Source organism: Streptomyces varsoviensis (assembly GCF_000718635.1).
GTDB lineage: Bacteria > Actinomycetota > Actinomycetes > Streptomycetales > Streptomycetaceae > Streptomyces > Streptomyces varsoviensis.
Genome location: NZ_JOBF01000001.1, coordinates 154,331 through 172,014, shown reverse-complemented (window position 1 = coordinate 172,014; position 17,684 = coordinate 154,331). Strand labels below are relative to the sequence as shown.

The window sequence follows — 17,684 nt, the reverse complement described above, 5'->3', positions numbered from 1 at the left end:
TACGCACGGCCCGTACACGCAGTCCGTCGGCTCGACGCGCCCCACGATTCCGCCCGCGCGGCCGCCGTCGGCCCAACGGTGTGACTCCAAGAAGCTGCCTCACCCCCCTTTCCTGATAGGCCGCCGCCCGGTGGTGGTAGGGATCAGGAATTCGGGATCGGGCCGATCAGTGAGGGCCACGGGTGGAGATGCGCGGTGTGGTCGGGCGTGGCGGGTGCGGCGGGCGGCGGGGGGTCGATGCGGCGGGGCCGCGGCGGTGGGCGGCGGCGGGGCTGCTGGCGGCGGCCGGTGTGACGTACAACGACTGGTTGTTGCAGTGGTGGGTGCCCACCGGGCTGGATTGGCGCGACTCCTATGTCAGCGAGGCGTTCGCCGCCGATCAGCCGCACCGGGTGCTGTTCAACGCGATCGAGCTGGCCACGGCCGCCATGGTGCTGGCCGCGGCCGGCCTGGCCGGAAGCGTGCCGGGGCGGCGGGGGTGGCCGGCCGCCGGGTGGGGGGCGGTGGCGGCGTTCGGGGCCTGCTCGGTGGCGGACGTGGCGCTGCCGATGCGGTGCGCGCCCTCGCGGGAGGCGGGGTGCCCGATCGACAGCGTCGCGCACACGCTCACCAGCGGTCTGGTGCACCTGTCCGTCTTCGCCTCGATAGCGGCCTTCGTCCTCGCCGTCCGTTCGGCCCCGCGCGGCGGCTCTCGGGCCGGGCGGTGGGCGGTGTGGCTGCTGCCGGTGTCGATGGCCACGGCCATCGCCTCCGCCGGGCCGTATGTGGGCTATCCGGGCGGTCAGGGGATCGCCCAGCGCCTGCACCTGGTCACGGTGGGGATCTGGCTGTGGCTGCTGGCCGCCGACCTGCCGAACGGCCCGCCGCACCTGCCCGGACGCCCCGGCCCCTCCGCCGACGCCGCCGGCGCCTTGGCGCTGCACGCGGCCCCGGCTGACGCGGTGCCGAGCGCGAGCCCCCCGCCCTCGGGGGCCCGGCCTACTTCTCCAGCACCGTGGTCCGCGTCAGCGGGAGGCGCATGGTTTCCCGGAAGGAGAAGAGGACGACCAGGGCCGAGACGGCGGCCAGGGCCATGAGGTAGAAGCCGGGGGCGAGGGGGGTGCCGGCGAGGGAGACGAGACCGGTGGCCACGAAGGGGGCGGTGCCGCCGAAGAGGACGTAGGCGGCGGTGTAGCCGATGGCGGAGCCGCTGGCGCGGAGCTGGCTGGGGAACATCTCGGCCATCGCCGCCACGTTGGACGTGCCGATGATCGACACCAGTACCGCGAGGACGATCGTGCCGACGGCGGCGCCCGGCAGGCCGGTGCCGATCAGCCAGAAGGCGGGCAGTGTCGTGACCGCGAAGCCGCCGCAGGCCACGAGCAGCATCGGTTTGCGGCCGTAGCGGTCGCTGGCGGCGGCTGCCGCCGGGCAGGCCGCGCTGTAGGCGAGCATGGCCAGCATGCTCGTGAGCATGGCCTGCGATTTGGTGTAGCCGACCTCCTCCGACATGTACGCGATCATGTAGCTGCTCATGAGGTAGTAGCCGACGGCGTTGGTGATGCTGTAGCCGAACAGCGTCAGCACCTGCCGGCGGCAGACGCGCCAGGCCTCGCGCAGCGGGGCTTTCCGGACGTTGTCGCGTTCCTCCATGGCACGGAAGACGGGGGTGTCGTCGATCCGGCTGCGGAGGAACAGGCCGATGAAACCGAGCGGCCCGGCCAGCAGGAACGGGATGCGCCAGCCCCAGCTCCGCAGCGACCCGTCGTCGAGCGTGGAGGTGATCACGAGCCCGGTGAGCGCCCCGGCCACGGACGCCAGGCCGACGGTCAGCGCCACCACGCTCGCGTACCGGGCGCGGCGGCCGTCCGGCGCGTACTCCATGATGAACGCCGAGGCGCCGGTGTACTCGCCGCCCGTGGAGAAGCCCTGCATGGCCCGGAGCAGGAACAGCAGGATCGGGGCGGCGATGCCGAACGTGGCGTAGCTGGGCAGCACGCCGATGAGGAGCGTCGAGCCGCTCATGCACAGCACGCTCAGCGCCAGCATGCGGTTGCGGCCAATCCGGTCGCCGTAGCGGCCGAAGAATGCCGCCCCGATCGGCCGGGCGATGAAGCCGCCCGCGAAGACGGCCCAGGTCGCGAGCAGCGCCGCCGTCTTGTCGTACTGCGGGAAGAAGAGCCCGGCGATGGTGGCGGACATGATGGCGTAGGCCCCTGAGTCGAACCACTCCACGAAGTTGCCGATGGCCGTCGCCGTGGCGACCTTGCGGTGCACGGACGGCGTGGCGGGGGCCTCCTCGGCGGCGACGGGGGGCGCCGAGGGCGAGTGGCTGTCGGTGGTCATGGCCGGCCGTCCTTCCGGGGTGGTGTCACGTCCGCGGGGGCGGCGGATTCGAGGTCGCGGGCGCGCAGAGCGGCCCGCTGGATCTTGCCGGTGGCCGAGCGCGGCAGTTCGTCGACGAACTCGATCAGCCGGGGGTAGGCGAACTTCGAGTGCGCGGCGCGGGCGAACCGGGTGATGTCCCGGGCCAGGCTCTCATCCGCCGTGTGGCCGGGGTTCAGCTCGATCCACGCCTTGACCGCCTGGCCGCGGACGGGGTCGGGGACGCCCACGACTCCGGCGTCGGCGACGGCGGGGTGACGTCGCAGGACTGCCTCCACTTCGTACGGTCCGACACGGTACCCGGAGGTCTTGATGACATCGTCGGTGCGGCCGAGGAACCAGAAATATCCGTCCTCGTCCATCACGGCCTGGTCCTTGGTCCGGTACCAGGTCCCGCCGAACGACTCGGCGGACGCCTCGGGCCGCTTCCAGTAGCCGAGCGGGAACTGCGGGTTGGAGCCGGCCCGCAGACAGATCTCGCCGGGCTGCCCGACGGCGACCTCCCGCCCGTCGGCGTCCAGCAGCGCGACGTCCCACCCGGGCAGCGGCCGGCCCATGGAACCGGGCTTGACCGGCACCCCGGGAAAGTTGCCGAGCAGGGGGTAGGACTCGGTGGAACCGTAGTAGTCCAGCGGCGTCACGCCGAATTCGGCCCGGAACCAGTCGATCAGATCGGTGGTGAGCGGCTCGTTCGAGCAGCACACCACCCGCAGCGACTGCGGGTACCGGCTCCCCGCGTCCTCGACGTCCTGCTTCATCTTGCGCAGGAAGGTCGGGTTGACCAGGGCCGTGGTGACCTTGTTGCGGGCCATGCTCGCCAGCAGCCCTTCGGGGTCGAAGCCGCCGGCCGGCCGGTACACCAGATGCACGGCGCCCGCCCGGAGCGGCCCCATGAGCTTGGCCATGGACCAGGCCCAGTCCCCGGCGCCGTAGAAGACATCGCCGGGCCGCAGATCGTGGCAGTAGTGGAACTCGTTGTGCCCGAGCAGCGTGCGGTGGGCGTGCACGATGCCCTTGGCCTCGCCGGTCGTGCCGGAGGTGTAGAAGATCAGGGCCGGGTCGTCGGCGGCGGTGTCGGCCGTCTCGTACTCCGGGGGGCGCGCGGCGATCGCCGGGTCGTCGACGTTCACGACGGTCCCGTCGAACCCCTCCGTCCGCTCCAGCGCCGCCGTCTCGGTGACCAGCACGGTGGCGCCGGAGTCGCCGAGCCGGTAGCGGATCGGCTCGTCGGCCCAGAGCAGGGACATCGTCACCAGCACGGCGCCGGTGCGCAGGACGCCGAGGTACGTGGCCGGGGTGTCGGGCCGCTGCGGCAGCAGGACCGCCACCCGGTCACCCTTGCGCACGCCGAGCGCGTGGAGGTGGGCGGCGATCTGCCGCGAACGGTCCTGGACCTGCTGCCAGCGGACCTCCTCGCGGTGGCCGGTGTGGTCCTCGAAGACGAGCGCGAGCCGGTCGCCCGGGTGCCGGTCGGCGACGTCCGCCGCCATGTTGTACCGGTCCGGGACCTGCCACTGATGGTCTTCGACGAGGCGGCGGTAGGCCTGTTCGCCCTCGCCGGAGAGGGCTGCGCCGGGCTGCGGCGATGCGGTGGTCGTCATGAGAGTTTCCTCTGGTACGCGGGAGGGGTGCCGGGTCGGAGCACCACGTGACCCGCATCGAACGTTGCTCTGGTAGGTGGGAGGGCGGCGGGAGTTGGCGGGAGTTCGCGGTGGCGCGGCTCCGGGGCCCTGGCCGCGGGGGCTACGGGCCCGGCTACGGGCCTGGGCTCAGGCTCCGGGGCTATGGGCCTGGGCTACGGGCCCGGGGGCTCAGACTCCGGGGCTACGGGCCCGGGCTCAGGCCGGGGCTACGGGCCCTCGCGCTCAGGCTCCGGGCCGCGGGCGCCGCGGCGGCGTCAGCGGCGGCGGCCCGCGAGGAAGCGGGCCATCTCGCGCTGCGGCTCCCCGGTGGCGTAGGCGGCGATGTGCACCTTCTTGGCGGCGGCGATCGCGTCGTCGAGGCCGGCGTCGTCCAGCTCGCGGAGCCGGCCCTTGGTCAGCGCGAGGGCGCCCGGCGGCAGCTCCGCGAGGCGGGCGGCCTCGGCCAGCGCCTCGGCCTTGACCTGGTCCGCGTCGACGAGGCGGGAGAGCAGGCCGAGCCGCTGCGCCTCCGGCCCCTCGACGAGCCGGCCGGTGAGGGCGAACTCGGCGGTCTTCGCGCGGCCGAGGATGCCGCTCATGGCCCAGATGCCGGTGATGCTCGGGATGCCGGAGAGCACTTCCGGCTGGCCCATCCGGACGCCGGCGTGGCCGATGCGCAGATCGGCGAGGAGCGCGAACTGGAAGCCGGAGCCGGCGGCGACTCCGTTGACGGCGGCGATGACGGGCTTGTCGAGGGCGCGCACGGTGCGGAACAGCAGGCCGAAGTCGTCGATCCACGCCTCGGCGGCGGCGTGGTCGTCGGGGTCGATGGCCGCGGTCTCCGCGAGGTCCTGTCCGGCGCAGAAGGCGCGTCCGGCGCCGGTGAGGACGACGGCGCGACAGGTCTCGTCGCGGCCGATCTCCTGGAGCGCGGCGACGAGCCGGGCGCGCATCTCGCCGGTCCACGCGTTGAGCTTGTCGGGGCGGTTGAGGGTGACCTCGGCGACGTGGACGTCGCCGGGCAGGGCGGCCACCGGGTGGCGGGCCACGATCACGGTGCTGTCGGCGCCGGCGGTGGTGCTGTTCTCAGCCATGTGGTTCTCAGCCATGTGGCCAGGCCTTTCAGGAGACATCGATAGGCATATGGGGACGTGCGAAGACATGCGGAGACATACGGCGGCCGCCGTGCGCATGCGGGGCCGGAGCGGCGAAGTGACGGTTCGGTGTCCGGCGGAGGGCGTCCCGTGAGCAGCCATGCAAACAGGCGTTGATGTGATCCAGCCAACACCAATGGCGACTGACCGTGATATCGCAGCGATATGGTTGCCGCATGGAGCTCCGTCACCTGCGGTACTTCGCCGTGCTCGCCGATGAACTGCACTTCGGCCGGGCCGCGGCGCGGCTGCAAATGGCCCAGCCGCCGCTCTCGCAGCGCATCCAGGACCTGGAACGGGAGTTGAACGTCCGGCTCTTCGACCGCACCCGGCACCGCGTCCAGCTCACCGAGGCCGGCGCCCTGCTGCTGGAGCACGTACGGCCGGTGCTCGCCGGGGTCGAGACCGCCCGGGACGCGATGCGCAGGATCAGGCCCGGCGAGGCGGGCGTGCTCCGGGCCGGCGTGCCCCCGGACACCGAGCCGCGGGTGCTGCGCACGCTGACCGCGGAGTTCGCCGTGCGCGCTCCGGACGTACTGCTCGACGTCCACGAGTTCACGACCGACGAGCAGTTGGAGCGGCTGCGCAACGGCGAGCTCGACGCCGGTGTCGTGCGCCACCCGTCCGACACCGTGGGCCTCGAATCCGGCCCCGTGGCCCGCCGGGAGCTGGGCGTGGTGCTGCACGCCGACCACCCCGCGGCGGGCGGCGGCCCCGTGCGGCTGCGCGATCTGGACGGGGCGCCGCTGGTGATCTTCCCCCGGGCGATGGCCCCGCGCCTGTACGACCACATGCTGACCATCTGCCGCGACGAGGGCTACCTCCCGGGCTCCATCCGCCACGCGCGCAACCCGAACTTCGTCCACGGCCTCGTACTCGCCGGCCGCGGCATCCACCTCAACGAGGCCCCGTCCTCCCCGCTCACCGAGGGGCTGGTGTGGCGCCCGCTGAACGGGACGGCGCTGACGTGGCAGACGTCCGTGGTGTGGGTGCCGAGCCGCCACAACGAGTCGATCGCCGCGTTCGCCGAGGCCGTGCCGATGGGGCTCGCGGCGGCGGGGCACCTCTTCGAGCCGACGGGCGGCGACCAGGCCGCGGACCAGGCCGCCTTTCGAACCGCCGACCGGACCGCCACCCGAACCGACCAGGGCTGAACCTTCGTACGAGCGGAAAACCGACGGGCCGACGGGCCGACGGTCGGCTACCTACGCGATGCACTCATCAACGATCACATGACGTCACGAGTCCATAACTGATGGAAAGCCAACGCGCAGAAAACACACCCCAGTTGACGCCCGCGCCCTATCCTCCCCTCACCACGCACCGGGACCCGCGGCCCACCGCGAAGGGGGATCATGGCTGAACTGTACGGGCGGAAGGCGCTGCTCCAGGACGTGGTGCCCCCGCTCGTAGGACTGGACCACACCGGCAGGCGCCGCATCGCCCCGCCCCGCCAGGGGTACGCCCCCGTCCTCCACTGCGTCGGCGGCCAGGGCAGCGGCAAGACCGCGGTGCTGGAGGCGCTGGCCGAGCAGTACCGGCAGCGCGTACCCCAGGCGTACGCGGACCTGGCGGCGGCCGACTTCGGCCAGGCCGGCCTCACCACGGCCGTCACGGCCGACACGCCCAACGCCTCGGTCATCTCCGACCTGCTGTTCCTGCTCAGCTTCCGGCTCAGTCAGCCCCCGCGCGACTTCGGCAAGGCGCTGGCCCTTCCCCGGCTCACCCAGGGGCTCATCGCCATCAGCAGTTGGCAGGTCCAGGGCGCCGAGGACGGCGTGCCCGCGGCGGTACGGCCCGCCGAACTCGCCGCCGCGAGCGGCAGGCTGGCGGTGCTGCTCCACGGGAGCCAGCCCGACCCGCAGCAGCGGGCCGAGCGCGTCGGACGGTGGATCGGCAGGGCCGTCGAGGCCGTCGGCCCGCTGGCGGGGCTGCCCGCCGAGATGAACACGATGGTGCAGGCCATCGTCGAGACCATCTCCACCGAGCTGTTCGGCCAGCGCGCGCACCGCGCCGGGCTCGCCTGGTGGGCGGCGCTCGACGTCGCGCCGATGGGGGACGGGTACGACCACCTGACCGCGCTGGCCATGGACTTCCGCGACGAGGCCGTCAAGCGCACCCGGGCCGAACGCCATCTGCTGGCCGCCCTGCTGGCGGACATCGCGGACTACTACGGGCCGCTGCGCACCGCCAACGCGGTCCCGCGCCCGCTGCTGCTCCTGGACAACGTGCACACCGCGCCGGGCGCCAAGTTCCTCGACCTGCTGCTGACCGCGCACCACGACGCCGCGACGGCGCGCCGGACGATGCGCCCGGTCGTCGTCACCACGGCGCTGCGCGAATCCGGGGGCACCGCGCCCGACACCCGGACGATGCGCGGCCCGGGCTGGCGCGACGTGCGGCCCGCCGCGAAGGAGGACTGGCTGCTCCCCGTGCGCCTCGCGGCGCTGGAACTGGACGACATCTTGTACATGTTCGGCACCGAGAGCCCGCCGCCCGGCATCACCCAGTCGATCCTGCGGCTCAGCGCCGGCCGGGCCGCCGCCGTGCACGCCCTCGTCCACGCCGTCATCGGGCAACTGCGCACCGGCGGGACGGTGTCCCCGGCGGCCCTGCTCGACACCCCGGCCGCGGGCCGCCCGGAGACGCCCGTACACGCCCTCCTGCTGGAGCGGCTGCTCCCCGACGCCACCGCGCGCGGCCGCCTCACCTACTACGCGCCGGCGCTCGACGACGGCGCGGCCCACCGGCTCAGCGGCGCCTTCCCGCCGGGCGACGCCGGCGCCGTCCCCGTGCAGCAGGCCAAGAGCCACCTGCGCGACCACCACTGGGAGCAGCGCGCCTGGCCCGGCCTCGACGGCCCGTTCGTCGGCCACCACGCCCTGCGCGTCCTGCTGCTGCACGCCCTGCGCGACCTCACCGGCCGGGCCGCCGGGGCGGGCGACTGGCGCGACATCCACCGCCAGTTGCGCGCCCACTACGACCCGCAGGAGCTGGGCCCCGGCGCGTACACGCACGACAACCGCTATCTCCACCACTCGCTGGCCCTCGGCGAGAGCGACGTGGTCGTACGGACGCTGCACCGCCGTTTCGCGCAGGGCGACGCCCTGGCGTGGCTGGCCGCGGTCAACCTCGTGTGCGCCGCGCCGCATCCGCCGCCGTCCCTGCCGCCGTCGTCGGAGGACGCCTCGCCGTGTCCGGCCTGCGCGGCCGAGGGCGGCCCCGTGCCCGTACACCAGGCCATCGAGCTGCTGGTGCGGAACCTGTGGCGGCAGTCGGCGCCGCAGGCCGTGCCCGACGCCTCGTCGATCGACAGCATCGGGCTCCAGTTGCTCACCCTGTCCCAGTACAGCGATCCCGCGCCGCAGGAGATCTTCTACCGGGCCTACGCGCGGTGGCCCCAGCAGCTACGCGACTGGACGCAGGCGCCGGACCTGCTGACCTGATGCCCAGCCGGGCGGCGCGCCGTGGAGGGCGGCCCGCCGCACCGCACCGAAGACCGCAACCGTCGACGCGGAAGGAGCCCGGCCTATGACGCCGCTGCTCGCCGGCACGTTGTACCGCCTCCGGCAGGCCCTGCGGGCCCTCGCCGCGTTCTGCCGCCGCCTCCTGCCCGAGGGCAGGCTCTACCGCCGCCTGCTGGCCGTCGTCACGGTCGTCGTCGTGGGAGTGGGCGCGTACGTGGTCTACGCCTCCGTCATCCGGCACGACCCGTCGTGCGGGGCGGGGGTCGAGGAACGCGGCCCGAAGAAGGAGTGCACCGGCGTCACCGACGGCACGGTGGTCTTCGCCCCGCCGCTGAAACAGGTCAGCGAGCGCATCAAGGCCGAGAACGACGCGGTCGCCGGCAAGACGCCCGTCACCATCGCGCTGATGGTCCCCATGATCTCCAGCAACCCCGCCGAGCAGCGCGAACTCGTCGAACAGGTCCAGGGCGCGTATCTGGCCCAGTACCGCGCCAACCACCGCTCCAACAATCAGCGCCCGCCCGTGCGGCTGCTGCTCGCCAACCCCGGCCACAATTACGAGTTCTGGCGCCCGGTCGCCGACCGGCTCGTCGCCGCCGCGGCGTCCGAGACCGAGAACCTACGGGCCGTCACCGGCATCAACATCAGTCTCGACGCCACCAGCGCGGCGCTCTCCTACCTCACCAACACCAAGGGCATCCCCGTCGTCCCGGGCCCCCTCACCGGCAACGACTTCGCCAACACCGCCGAGCGCCCGCACGCCTACCGCGGCCTGGCCCGCGTCGTCCCCACCAACACCGACCAGGCGGCGGCCCTGGAGTCCTACAGCACCGGCGCCAAGAAGGACGAGACGATGGTCGTGGAGGACATCAGGGAGGGCGACAACTACCTCGCCACCCTGCGTCAGGCCTTCGAGCGCCTCGCCCGCGGGGCGAAGAACGCCCCGGAGACCTTCCGCTCGCCCCAGGACTTCAACGACGAGGGCAACCTCTCCAACGACTTCCACCAGATGGTCCCGGACATCTGCGCCTCCGACGCGACGACCGTCTACTTCGCCGGGCGGCCCGTACAACTGCGGCAGTTCCTGGTCGAGTTGGGGAAACGTACCTGCGACAAGCACTACACGGTGGTCAGCGGTTCGCACGCGGCGACGCTGACCGTGGACGCCGAGTTCGCCGACGAGTGGTCCTCGCTCACCAGGGGCGCGGGCATCACCGTGCGGTACGCGGGGCTGGCCCACCCCGACGCGTGGTCCGAGGGCAGCCCGGGGACCACCCGCGAGGCGCGGGAGGCGTTCAAGGAGTTCAGCGACCTGGCCGCGGAGTTCGCCCCCGGCTCCTCCCACCCGATCGGCCCGGTCTCCCTGACCGACTCCCGGACCATGGTCACCTACGACTCGGTCATCACGGCGGTCGCGGGCATCCGCAACACCACCGTCGGCGCGATCCGGATGCCCACCCTCGCCGAGGTGGCCGGCGGCTGGCTGCGGCTGCACGGCACCCACACGGTGCACGGCGCGAGCGGCTCGATCTGCCTCGACCGGTACGGCAATCCGTACAACAAGGCCATACCCATCGTGCACCTGGACCCGGTCGCCAAGAAGGCCGTCTTCGACCGTCTCGCCTGGCCGCAGGGCCGCCCGTCACCGGCCAACTGCACGGCGCCCAACAAGCCGGGCGGCAACTGAGCGGCGGCTGAACGGCCGGCGGTCTTCGAGGCCGCGCGATCCGCCTCGCCGCCTCAGGCTCCGGGCCGCGCTGACGGCGGCTCGGGTTCCAGGCCGCGCAGCGTGATGCCGATGAGGCGTTCGGCCTGGTCCCGCTGGTCGGGCGCGGCCGAGGTGAGGGCGATGCCGGCGAGGGCGGCGAACAGGTCGGTCGGGTGGATCTCGGGGCGGATCGTGCCCGCGGCGGCGCCCGCCTCCATGAGGGCCGAGAGGGCCGACTGGATCATGGTGCGGCTGTCGGCGTAGGGGTTGGCACCCGAGGCGACGGCGGCCCGCAGGGCGTCGGCCATGCCGAGTTTGGCGCCGGCGTAGTCGATGAAGCGGTACGTCCACTCGCGCAGCGCCTCGCGCGGCGGCAGCTCCGCCAGGAGTTCGGGGGCGGCGTCGCAGAGCCGGGCCACTTCGTTGCGGTAGGCCGCCTCGACCAGGGCCTCGCGGGTGGGGAAGTTGCGGTAGAGGGTGCCGGTCCCCACCCCCGCTTCCTTGGCGATGCGCTCAAGGTGCGCGTCGAGCCCTTCCTCGGTGAACACGCGCACCGCGGTGGCCAGGATCTTGTCCCGGTTGCGCTGTGCGTCGGCCCTCAGCGGGCGGCCTGGGTCTCGGGCCATCGGCGGCTCTCCTTCTCCGTCGCTGCCTCCCCGCTTGCTAAGTGGAGGCACCTCCACTTAGTCTCCGATAAGCGGCGGCGCCTCCACTTTAACGGCAGGGGCCTCTCCCCAGGCGCGCCCTGTCCACGCCCCCTCCCCTCCCCCGAAAGGGCTGTCGACCATGTCCGCAAGCACCACGAGCACCGAGAAGACCGACCACATGGGAGCTTCTGGAATCGACGGCAAAGTCATCGCGATCACGGGCGCCGGCAGCGGCATCGGCGAGGCCACCGCGCTCCTCCTCGCCGAGCGCGGCGCCAAGGTCGTCCTGGGCGCGCGCCGCCCGGAGCGGCTGGAGGCCGTGGCCGCCCGCGTCAAGGAGGCCGGCGGCGACGCCGCGTGGGTCCGTACGGACGTCCGGCGCAAAGAGGACCTGGCCGCCCTCGTCAAGGTGGCACGGGACCGGTACGGCAAGCTCGACGCCCTCGTCAGCAACGCCGGAGTGGGCCTGATCTCCCCGCTCGACGACCTGCGCGTCGAGGACTGGGAGGAGATGGTGGACGTCAACCTCAAAGGCGTGCTGTACGGGATCGCCGCCGCCCTCCCGGTCTTCCGGGAGCAGGGCTTCGGACACTTCGTCAACACCGTGTCCACGGCCGGGCTGCGCATCGTGCCGCTCCAGTCGGTGTACGCCGGCACGAAGAACGCCGTACGCACCATCTCCGAGGGCCTGCGCCAGGAGGCCGGCGACAGCCTGCGCGTCACCGTCGTCTCCCCCGGCGCCGTCCGTACGGACTTCACGGACCGCCTCGACCCGGCGCTGCGCGCCCAGACCGACAAGCTGATGGAGATCGCCCTGCCGCCGGAGGCGGTGGCCCGTGCCATCGCCTTCGCCATCGAGCAGCCGGACGGGGTCGACGTGGGCGACATCGTCGTACGCCCCACCGCACAGGGGTGAAAGCTGCTACAGATTCCCTAATCATTCATAGCCATCTCTAGTCGGACATCTCACATATCTTGGTCTTGTGAAACTTTCGGAGTGGGCGCGGCAGCAGGGCGTGAGCTACCAGACCGCCTGGCGATGGGTGAAGGACGGGAAGATGCCCGTTCCGGTCTGCCAGGCGCCGTCCGGTACGTGGCTGGTCGCCGAGCCCGCTTGGGCCGTCTCTGCGGCCTCCGGGCGGGTGGTGGCGTACTGCCGTGTCTCCTCTGCCGACCGGAAAGCCGACCTGGACCGGCAGGCGTCACGGGTGGTGGATGGCGCGAACGGGCTCGGTCTGCCGGTCGCGGAGGTCGTCACCGAGGTCGGGTCGGGACTGAACGGGCGGCGCCGCAGACTGCACCGCCTGCTGTCCGACCCGCAGGTGGCGGTGATCGTGGTCGAGCGTCGTGACCGGCTGGCCCGGTTCGGCGTCGAGCACCTGGAGGCCGTCCTGTCGGCGTCCGGGCGGCGCCTGGTCGTCCTCGACCCCACCGAGACCGCTGACGATCTGGTGCGCGACATCACCGAGGTGCTGACCTCGATGTGCGCCCGTCTGTACGGGCGGCGGGCGGCGAAGAACCGCGCCGCCCGCGCGGTGGCCGTGGCGACCGCCGAGGACGCCGAGTGAAGAAGTTCCGGCCGCAGCCCGGGTTCGTCGTGCAGGCGTACCGCTTCGCGCTGGACCCCAACGCCGCCCAGGAGCACGCGCTGCGTTCGCACTGCGGTGCCGCCCGTGCCGCCTACAACTGGGCTGTCGGCTGGGTGGAGGCGTCGTGGTGGCAGCGCCGCGCGGAGGAGTCCTACGGGATCGCCGAGGAGCAGCTGACGCAGTGGCGGCCGTGGTCGCTGCCGTCGCTGCGGAAGGCGTTCAACGAGGGCAAGCACACCGACCCGAGGTTCGCGGCCTGGTGGGAGGAGAACTCCAAGGAGGCGTACTCCACCGGCCTGGCGAACGCCGCCGCCGCGTTCGACAACTACGCGAAGTCCAAGCAGGGCAAGCGGCGTGGCCGGAAGATGGGCGCGCCGCGTTTCAAGTCGAAGCGGAAGGCACGTCTGTCCTGCCGGTTCACCACCGGCACGATCCGCGTCGAAGCGGGTGGCCGGCATGTGACGCTGCCCCGCCTGGGCACGATCCGTGTGCATGAGCCGACCGTGAAGCTCCTGGACCGTGTCCGGGCCGGGACGGCCCGGATTCTGTCCGCGACGGTGCGGCACGAACGCGGACGCTGGTTCGTGTCCTTCCAGGCCGAGGTGGAGCGGGACCTCGACCGCGTGGCGCGGCCGGATGCCTCGGTCGGTATCGACCTCGGGGTGAAGACCCTCGCGGTCATGGCCGACAGCACCGGCGAGATCCGCACCGTGCCCAACCCGAACCACTACGACCGGGCACGCAAGCAGCTGCGCCGCGCCTCCCGCACCGTGTCCCGACGCCAGCGCCCCGACCGGCGCACCGGACAGAAGCCATCGAAGCGGTGGGAGAAGGCCAACGCCGCCCGCAACAAGGTCCACCACCGCGTGGCGGACCTCCGCGAAGACGCCCTGCACAAGCTCACCACCGCCGTGGCCGCCGAGTACGGCACCGTCGTGATCGAAGACCTCAACGTCGCCGGCATGCTCCGCAACCGGCGCCTGGCCCGCCGGATCGCCGACGCGGGATTCGGCGAGATCCGCCGCCACCTCGACTACAAGACCCGCCAGCGCCACGCCACCCGCACCATCGTGGCCGACCGCTGGTACCCCTCCTCCAAGACCTGCTCCGGGTGCGGCGCGGTGAAAGCCAAACTGCCGCTGCACATCCGGACCTACGAATGCGACGCCTGCCACCTGGTCATCGACCGGGACGACAACGCCGCACTCAACCTCGCCGCTCTCGCGGCAGCCGTAGTAACTGGTACCGGAGTGGCCGGAGACCAGGACACCGCCCCGGCGGTGTCGAAGCCTCGTGGAGCCGACCAGAAGACCCGCGCCACCCGCACCCGCCGCAAGGCGAGCGCGGGGCGGGCAGGTGGCGCAACCCTGCCGCACCAACGGCAGACAGAAACGAGAGACCGTACTCAAGCCGAAGCTCTCCTGCTTTGGTGATGTGACGGACCTTCCGGGCCGAAATGCCCGGAATGCTGAGACCTGATTACGGTCTCGGCAACGGGTAGCCCGTCGAGGCGGCGCGCGCGGGGAGTCCATCTCGCCGCCCGTACGCCCCACCCCGCAGGGATAGGCCCCCTGTGCCGCGCGGCTCAGCCGATCAGCCCCCCGCCACCGGCCCCTCAGCGGGATCGTCCGTCAGCGCGGCCGCGGTCTGGGTGAGGTGCTGGGACAGCACCTCGGCGGCGGCGTCGGCGTCGCGGGCCACGGCCGCCTCCTCCAGCCGGCGGTGCTCGTCGGCGCCGGCCCGGCCGGGGTCGCGGTGGGCCGACCAGCGGCGCGCCAGTTCGCTCGCGGTCCACATCCGGTCGAAGGTCTCCAGCAGGACCGGGTTGCCGCACCCCTCCAGCAGGGTCCGGTGGAAGACCCGGTGCGCCTCGGACCACGCGGCGCTGTAGTACACCCCTGCCTCCGGTTCCTCCGGCCCGTACGCCGGGGTGCGGCTCAACCGGTGGTGGGCGGCGCGCACGCGGGCCTCCCAGTCGATGTCGCCGCGCTCCACGGACATGCGCAGCACGACGGGCTCGATGGTCCGGCGGGCCTCCGCGATCTCCTGCCAGCGGCGGTCGGAGTAGGCGGGGACGGCGAAGCCGCGGTTGGGCAGCCGGTCGGCCAGCCCTTCACCGGCCACCCGTACCAGCGCCTCGCGGACCACGGCCAGGCTCACGCCCTGCTCCTTGGCGAGGTCCTGGGGCTTGAGGGCCTCGCCGGGCGCGTACGTCCCGCGCATGATCGCATCGCGCAGATACGCGTAGATCTGCTCGGAGAGCATCCGCTTCCCGGACGCGGCCGGGGAGGCGGCCCTTCGGGTCGTCTGAGTCATAGCTACACCATAGATGATTCGATAAATAATCGATTATTTTCTGTCCTCTTCGCCCGTACTTTGCCGGTCCGGCAAAGATGGGGATATGAGCGAGGACGAATTCTCCCAGGTGCTGGCCGGCGTCGGGCCGCGGCTGCGCGCACTGCGGAAGTCGCGCGGGATCACCCTGGCCCAGCTCGGCGAGCAGACCGGGATCTCCCTGAGCACGCTCTCCCGGCTGGAGTCGGGGCGGCGCGAGCCGACGCTGAAGCTGCTGCTGCCGCTGGCCAAGGCGTACGGCGTGCCGCTCGACGAGCTGATCGGCGCGCCAGCGACCGGCGACCCGCGCGCCCACCCGCGGCCGTTCACGCGGCACGGCAAGACCTGGATCCCGCTGACCCGGCACCTCGGGGGGCTGCACGCCTACAAGCAGATCCTCCCCGTCGCCGGGGCCGACCGCCGCGACGAGCGGCCCGAGCAGTCCACGCACGAGGGCTACGAATGGCTCTACGTCCTCGCCGGCCGCCTGCGGCTCGCCCTCGGCGAGCACGAACTGCTGCTCTCCGCGGGCGAGGCGGCCGAGTTCGACACCCGCACCCCGCACGGCTTCGGCAACGCGGCAGACCAGCCCACCGAATTCCTCGTCCTCTTCGGACCCCAGGGCGAACGCATGCAGGTACGGGTGCGAACCACCGCCAAATGAAGCCCGCCCCCGGGTACCTCCCTGTGGGGTTTTCACAAACCTTGCGCATCGGACTCCGTTGATCGCGGCATCCGAATAACCGGAACCTCCCTGCCAGTGTGGCCAGTGAGTCGATCTCCACGGGCCGACGCCGGCGCGAGGAGCCGCGACGAGTTGTGATGCCACTACAAAGGGGGTTGCGCAGTGCGTACGACAGCGAACACCGGCGGAAACAGCGTCCCGGGCGCCGGCCACAGCCACGACGGCGACAGGGACAGCGACGGCGTGGTGGTCACCGGGCTCGGCGCCACCACGCCGCTCGGCGGGGACACCGCGTCGACCTGGGCCGCGATGCTCGCCGGAGAGTCCGGCATCCGGGCGATCGAGGAGGAGTGGGCGGCCGAACTGCCCGTACGGATCGCGGGCCGGCTGGCGGCCGAACCGGCCGAGGCACTGGACCGGGTGCAGGCCCGCCGCATGGACCGCTGCGAGCAGATCGCGCTCGTCGCCGCGCGCGAGGCGTGGGCCGACGCGGGCACGCCCGGCGTCGATCCGGAGCGGCTGGCGGTGGTGATGGGTACGGGCACCGGCGGCGCCCTCACCCTGCTGGGACAGGACGACATCCTCGAAACCCGAGGCGTGCGGCGGGTGTCGCCGCACACCGTGCCGATGCTGATGGCGAACGGGCCCGCCGCCTGGGTCAGCATCGATCTCGGGGCGCGCGGCGGCGCCCACACCCCGGTCAGCGCCTGCGCGTCCGGCGCCGAGGCCATCGCGATGGGCCTGGACCTGATCCGGCTGGGCCGGGCCGACGTGGTGGTGGCGGGCGGCGCCGAAGCCTGCGTCCACCCGCTGCCGCTGGCCGGCTTCGCCCAGGCCAAGGCCCACTCCACCCGCAACGACGAACCGGGGCGGGCGTCCCGGCCGTTCGACGCCGACCGCGACGGGTTCGTGATCGGCGAGGGCGGCGCCGTGGTCGTCCTGGAACGCGCCGGGTTCGCGGCCGCGCGCGGGGCCCGGCCGTACGCGGCGCTGGCCGGGGCGGGCGTCACCTCGGACGCCCACCACATCACGGCCGCGCACCCGGACGGGCAGGTCCGGGCCATGCGCCGGGCGGTGGCCCAGGCCGGGCTGTCGCCGCGCGACATCGACCACGTACAGGCGCACGCGACCTCGACGCCCATGGGCGATCTGGTGGAGGCCGGGTCGATCGCGGAGGCCGTCGGCGACCGCCCGGCCGTCACCGCGGTCAAGTCGATGACCGGGCATCTCTTCGGGGCCGCCGGGGCGCTCGGCGCGCTGGCCGCGGTGCTCGCGGTCCGCGACGGCGTGATCCCGGCGACGCGGAACCTCGACGCCCTCGACCCTGCCGTGGGGCTCGACATCGTGGCGGGAGAGCCACGCCGGGGCCGGGTGGCGGCGGCGCTCGCGAACTCCTTCGGCTTCGGCGGGCACAACGCGTCGCTCGTCTTCACCGCCACCTGAGAGCCCGTCAGCACTCGGCGGCGCCGGGCCGGACCGCCCCCCGCACGGCCCGGCCCGGCCCGACCTGAGCCGCCCCGCCCCTGCCCCGTCCCCTCCCCGTCCCTTCCTCCGTCCCTTTTCCGTCCGCCGCTACCAGCTCGCGCCGGCGGGCTGCCGGGTGGCGGCGTTGATCCGGTTGAAGAGATTGGTCAGGCCGATCCACAGGACCAGGCCCGCCATCTGCTTCTCGTCGTGGTGGCGGGCGGCCTCGTCCCAGACCGCGTCCGGCACCGGGTCCGTACGGTCGCTGAGCCGGGTGGCGGCCTCGGCGAGCGCGAGGGCGGCGCGTTCGGCGTCGGAGTAGTAGGGCGCCTCGTGCCAGGCCGCCAGCGCGAAGAGCCGTTCGTCGCTCATGCCCGCCTTCTTGGCGTTGCGGGCGCCGCCGTCGACGCAGTAGCTGCACCCGTTGATCTGGCTCACCCGCAGGTGCACCAGTTCGAGCGTCGCCTCCGGCACCCCGCCCTGCTTCGCGGCCTTGGCCACGTCGAGTACGGCCGGCAGCGCCTCGGGGATGAGCGTCGCGGGGTTCTTCATACGTGCCTGCATCGTCGTGCTCCTCTGCTCGTGTCTGATCGCGTCTGGTCTCGCTCGTCACATCCGCCGGGGCGTGACCGTCACAGTGCTGACGGATC

15 protein-coding genes are annotated in these 17,684 nt (G+C 72.8%); 9 read left to right on the top strand and 6 right to left on the bottom strand.

Annotation, left to right across the window (positions count from 1 at the left end; all coding sequences use genetic code 11):
* Nucleotides 1-290 precede the first annotated feature (290 nt).
* Nucleotides 291-1,076: a DUF998 domain-containing protein gene (locus tag IF55_RS36605; protein ID WP_245661010.1), complete on the top strand. Its 786-nt coding sequence runs from the start codon at nt 291-293 to the stop codon at nt 1,074-1,076.
* Here the strand turns inward: IF55_RS36605 and IF55_RS00740 are convergent.
* The 3 genes from IF55_RS00740 to IF55_RS00730 all read right to left on the bottom strand — a co-directional run bounded on the left by IF55_RS00740 (nt 979) and on the right by IF55_RS00730 (nt 5,095).
* Nucleotides 979-2,325: an MFS transporter gene (locus IF55_RS00740; RefSeq protein WP_030879437.1), complete on the bottom strand. Its 1,347-nt coding sequence runs from the start codon at nt 2,323-2,325 to the stop codon at nt 979-981. The two genes, IF55_RS36605 and IF55_RS00740, sit on opposite strands and share 98 nt — an antisense overlap.
* Entirely contained in the window at nt 2,322-3,965 is a 1,644-nt protein-coding gene (locus IF55_RS00735) for an acetate--CoA ligase (protein WP_030879435.1), read from the bottom strand. The genes IF55_RS00740 and IF55_RS00735 overlap by 4 nt, the downstream gene beginning before the upstream one ends.
* Nucleotides 3,966-4,261: 296 nt before the next feature.
* Complete coding sequence (locus tag IF55_RS00730) at nt 4,262-5,095, bottom strand: enoyl-CoA hydratase/isomerase family protein (RefSeq protein WP_245661009.1); 834 nt, start codon at nt 5,093-5,095, stop codon at nt 4,262-4,264.
* A gap of 221 nt (nt 5,096-5,316) precedes the next feature.
* On the opposite strand from IF55_RS00730, the gene IF55_RS00725 reads away from it, so the two are divergent.
* From IF55_RS00725 to IF55_RS00715, 3 genes are all read left to right on the top strand, one after another.
* Nucleotides 5,317-6,294: a LysR family transcriptional regulator gene (locus tag IF55_RS00725; protein WP_030879432.1), complete on the top strand. Its 978-nt coding sequence runs from the start codon at nt 5,317-5,319 to the stop codon at nt 6,292-6,294.
* A 201-nt stretch (nt 6,295-6,495) separates the two neighbouring features.
* Nucleotides 6,496-8,586, top strand: coding sequence for a hypothetical protein (locus IF55_RS00720; RefSeq protein ID WP_030879430.1), 2,091 nt, complete (start codon nt 6,496-6,498; stop codon nt 8,584-8,586).
* Between the two features lie 85 nt (nt 8,587-8,671).
* A complete protein-coding gene (locus IF55_RS00715; RefSeq protein ID WP_048831367.1) occupies nt 8,672-10,294 on the top strand; it encodes a type 1 periplasmic-binding domain-containing protein in 1,623 nt (540 codons plus the stop codon).
* 53 nt (nt 10,295-10,347) lie between these two features.
* Here IF55_RS00715 and IF55_RS00710 read toward each other — a convergent pair whose 3' ends face one another.
* Entirely contained in the window at nt 10,348-10,941 is a 594-nt protein-coding gene (locus IF55_RS00710) for a TetR/AcrR family transcriptional regulator (RefSeq protein ID WP_030879425.1), read from the bottom strand.
* 160 nt (nt 10,942-11,101) lie between these two features.
* Here IF55_RS00710 and IF55_RS00705 point away from each other — a divergent pair, with 160 nt between their 5' ends.
* The 3 genes from IF55_RS00705 (at nt 11,102) to tnpB (ending at nt 13,984) form a co-directional block, all read left to right on the top strand.
* Nucleotides 11,102-11,878, top strand: coding sequence for an SDR family oxidoreductase (locus tag IF55_RS00705; RefSeq protein WP_398244017.1), 777 nt, complete (start codon nt 11,102-11,104; stop codon nt 11,876-11,878).
* 67 nt (nt 11,879-11,945) lie between these two features.
* Nucleotides 11,946-12,530 carry an IS607 family transposase gene (locus tag IF55_RS00700; protein WP_030879412.1) on the top strand — a complete coding sequence of 195 codons (585 nt, stop codon included), beginning with the start codon at nt 11,946-11,948 and terminating at the stop codon, nt 12,528-12,530.
* Nucleotides 12,527-13,984, top strand: a complete 1,458-nt coding sequence (tnpB, locus tag IF55_RS00695) for an IS607 family element RNA-guided endonuclease TnpB (protein ID WP_030879410.1) — start codon at nt 12,527-12,529, stop codon at nt 13,982-13,984. Before IF55_RS00700 ends, tnpB begins: the two co-directional genes overlap by 4 nt.
* A 160-nt stretch (nt 13,985-14,144) precedes the next feature.
* Here tnpB and IF55_RS00690 read toward each other — a convergent pair whose 3' ends face one another.
* The gene (locus tag IF55_RS00690) at nt 14,145-14,867 is read right to left on the bottom strand and encodes a GntR family transcriptional regulator (RefSeq protein ID WP_030879408.1); all 723 of its coding nucleotides are present in this window, start codon (nt 14,865-14,867) and stop codon (nt 14,145-14,147) included.
* 85 nt (nt 14,868-14,952) lie between these two features.
* Here IF55_RS00690 and IF55_RS00685 point away from each other — a divergent pair, with 85 nt between their 5' ends.
* Complete coding sequence (locus IF55_RS00685; protein ID WP_030879407.1) at nt 14,953-15,549, top strand: helix-turn-helix domain-containing protein; 597 nt, start codon at nt 14,953-14,955, stop codon at nt 15,547-15,549.
* A 264-nt stretch (nt 15,550-15,813) separates the two neighbouring features.
* Nucleotides 15,814-17,013 (top strand): beta-ketoacyl-[acyl-carrier-protein] synthase family protein, encoded by a 1,200-nt coding sequence (locus IF55_RS00680; protein WP_030879404.1) that lies wholly within the window; start codon nt 15,814-15,816, stop codon nt 17,011-17,013.
* Nucleotides 17,014-17,142: 129 nt separating this feature from the next.
* Here the strand turns inward: IF55_RS00680 and IF55_RS00675 are convergent, their stop codons facing one another.
* On the bottom strand, nt 17,143-17,598 hold the full coding sequence (locus IF55_RS00675; RefSeq protein ID WP_030879402.1) for a carboxymuconolactone decarboxylase family protein: 456 nt from the start codon (nt 17,596-17,598) through the stop codon (nt 17,143-17,145).
* Nucleotides 17,599-17,684: the final 86 nt, after the last annotated feature.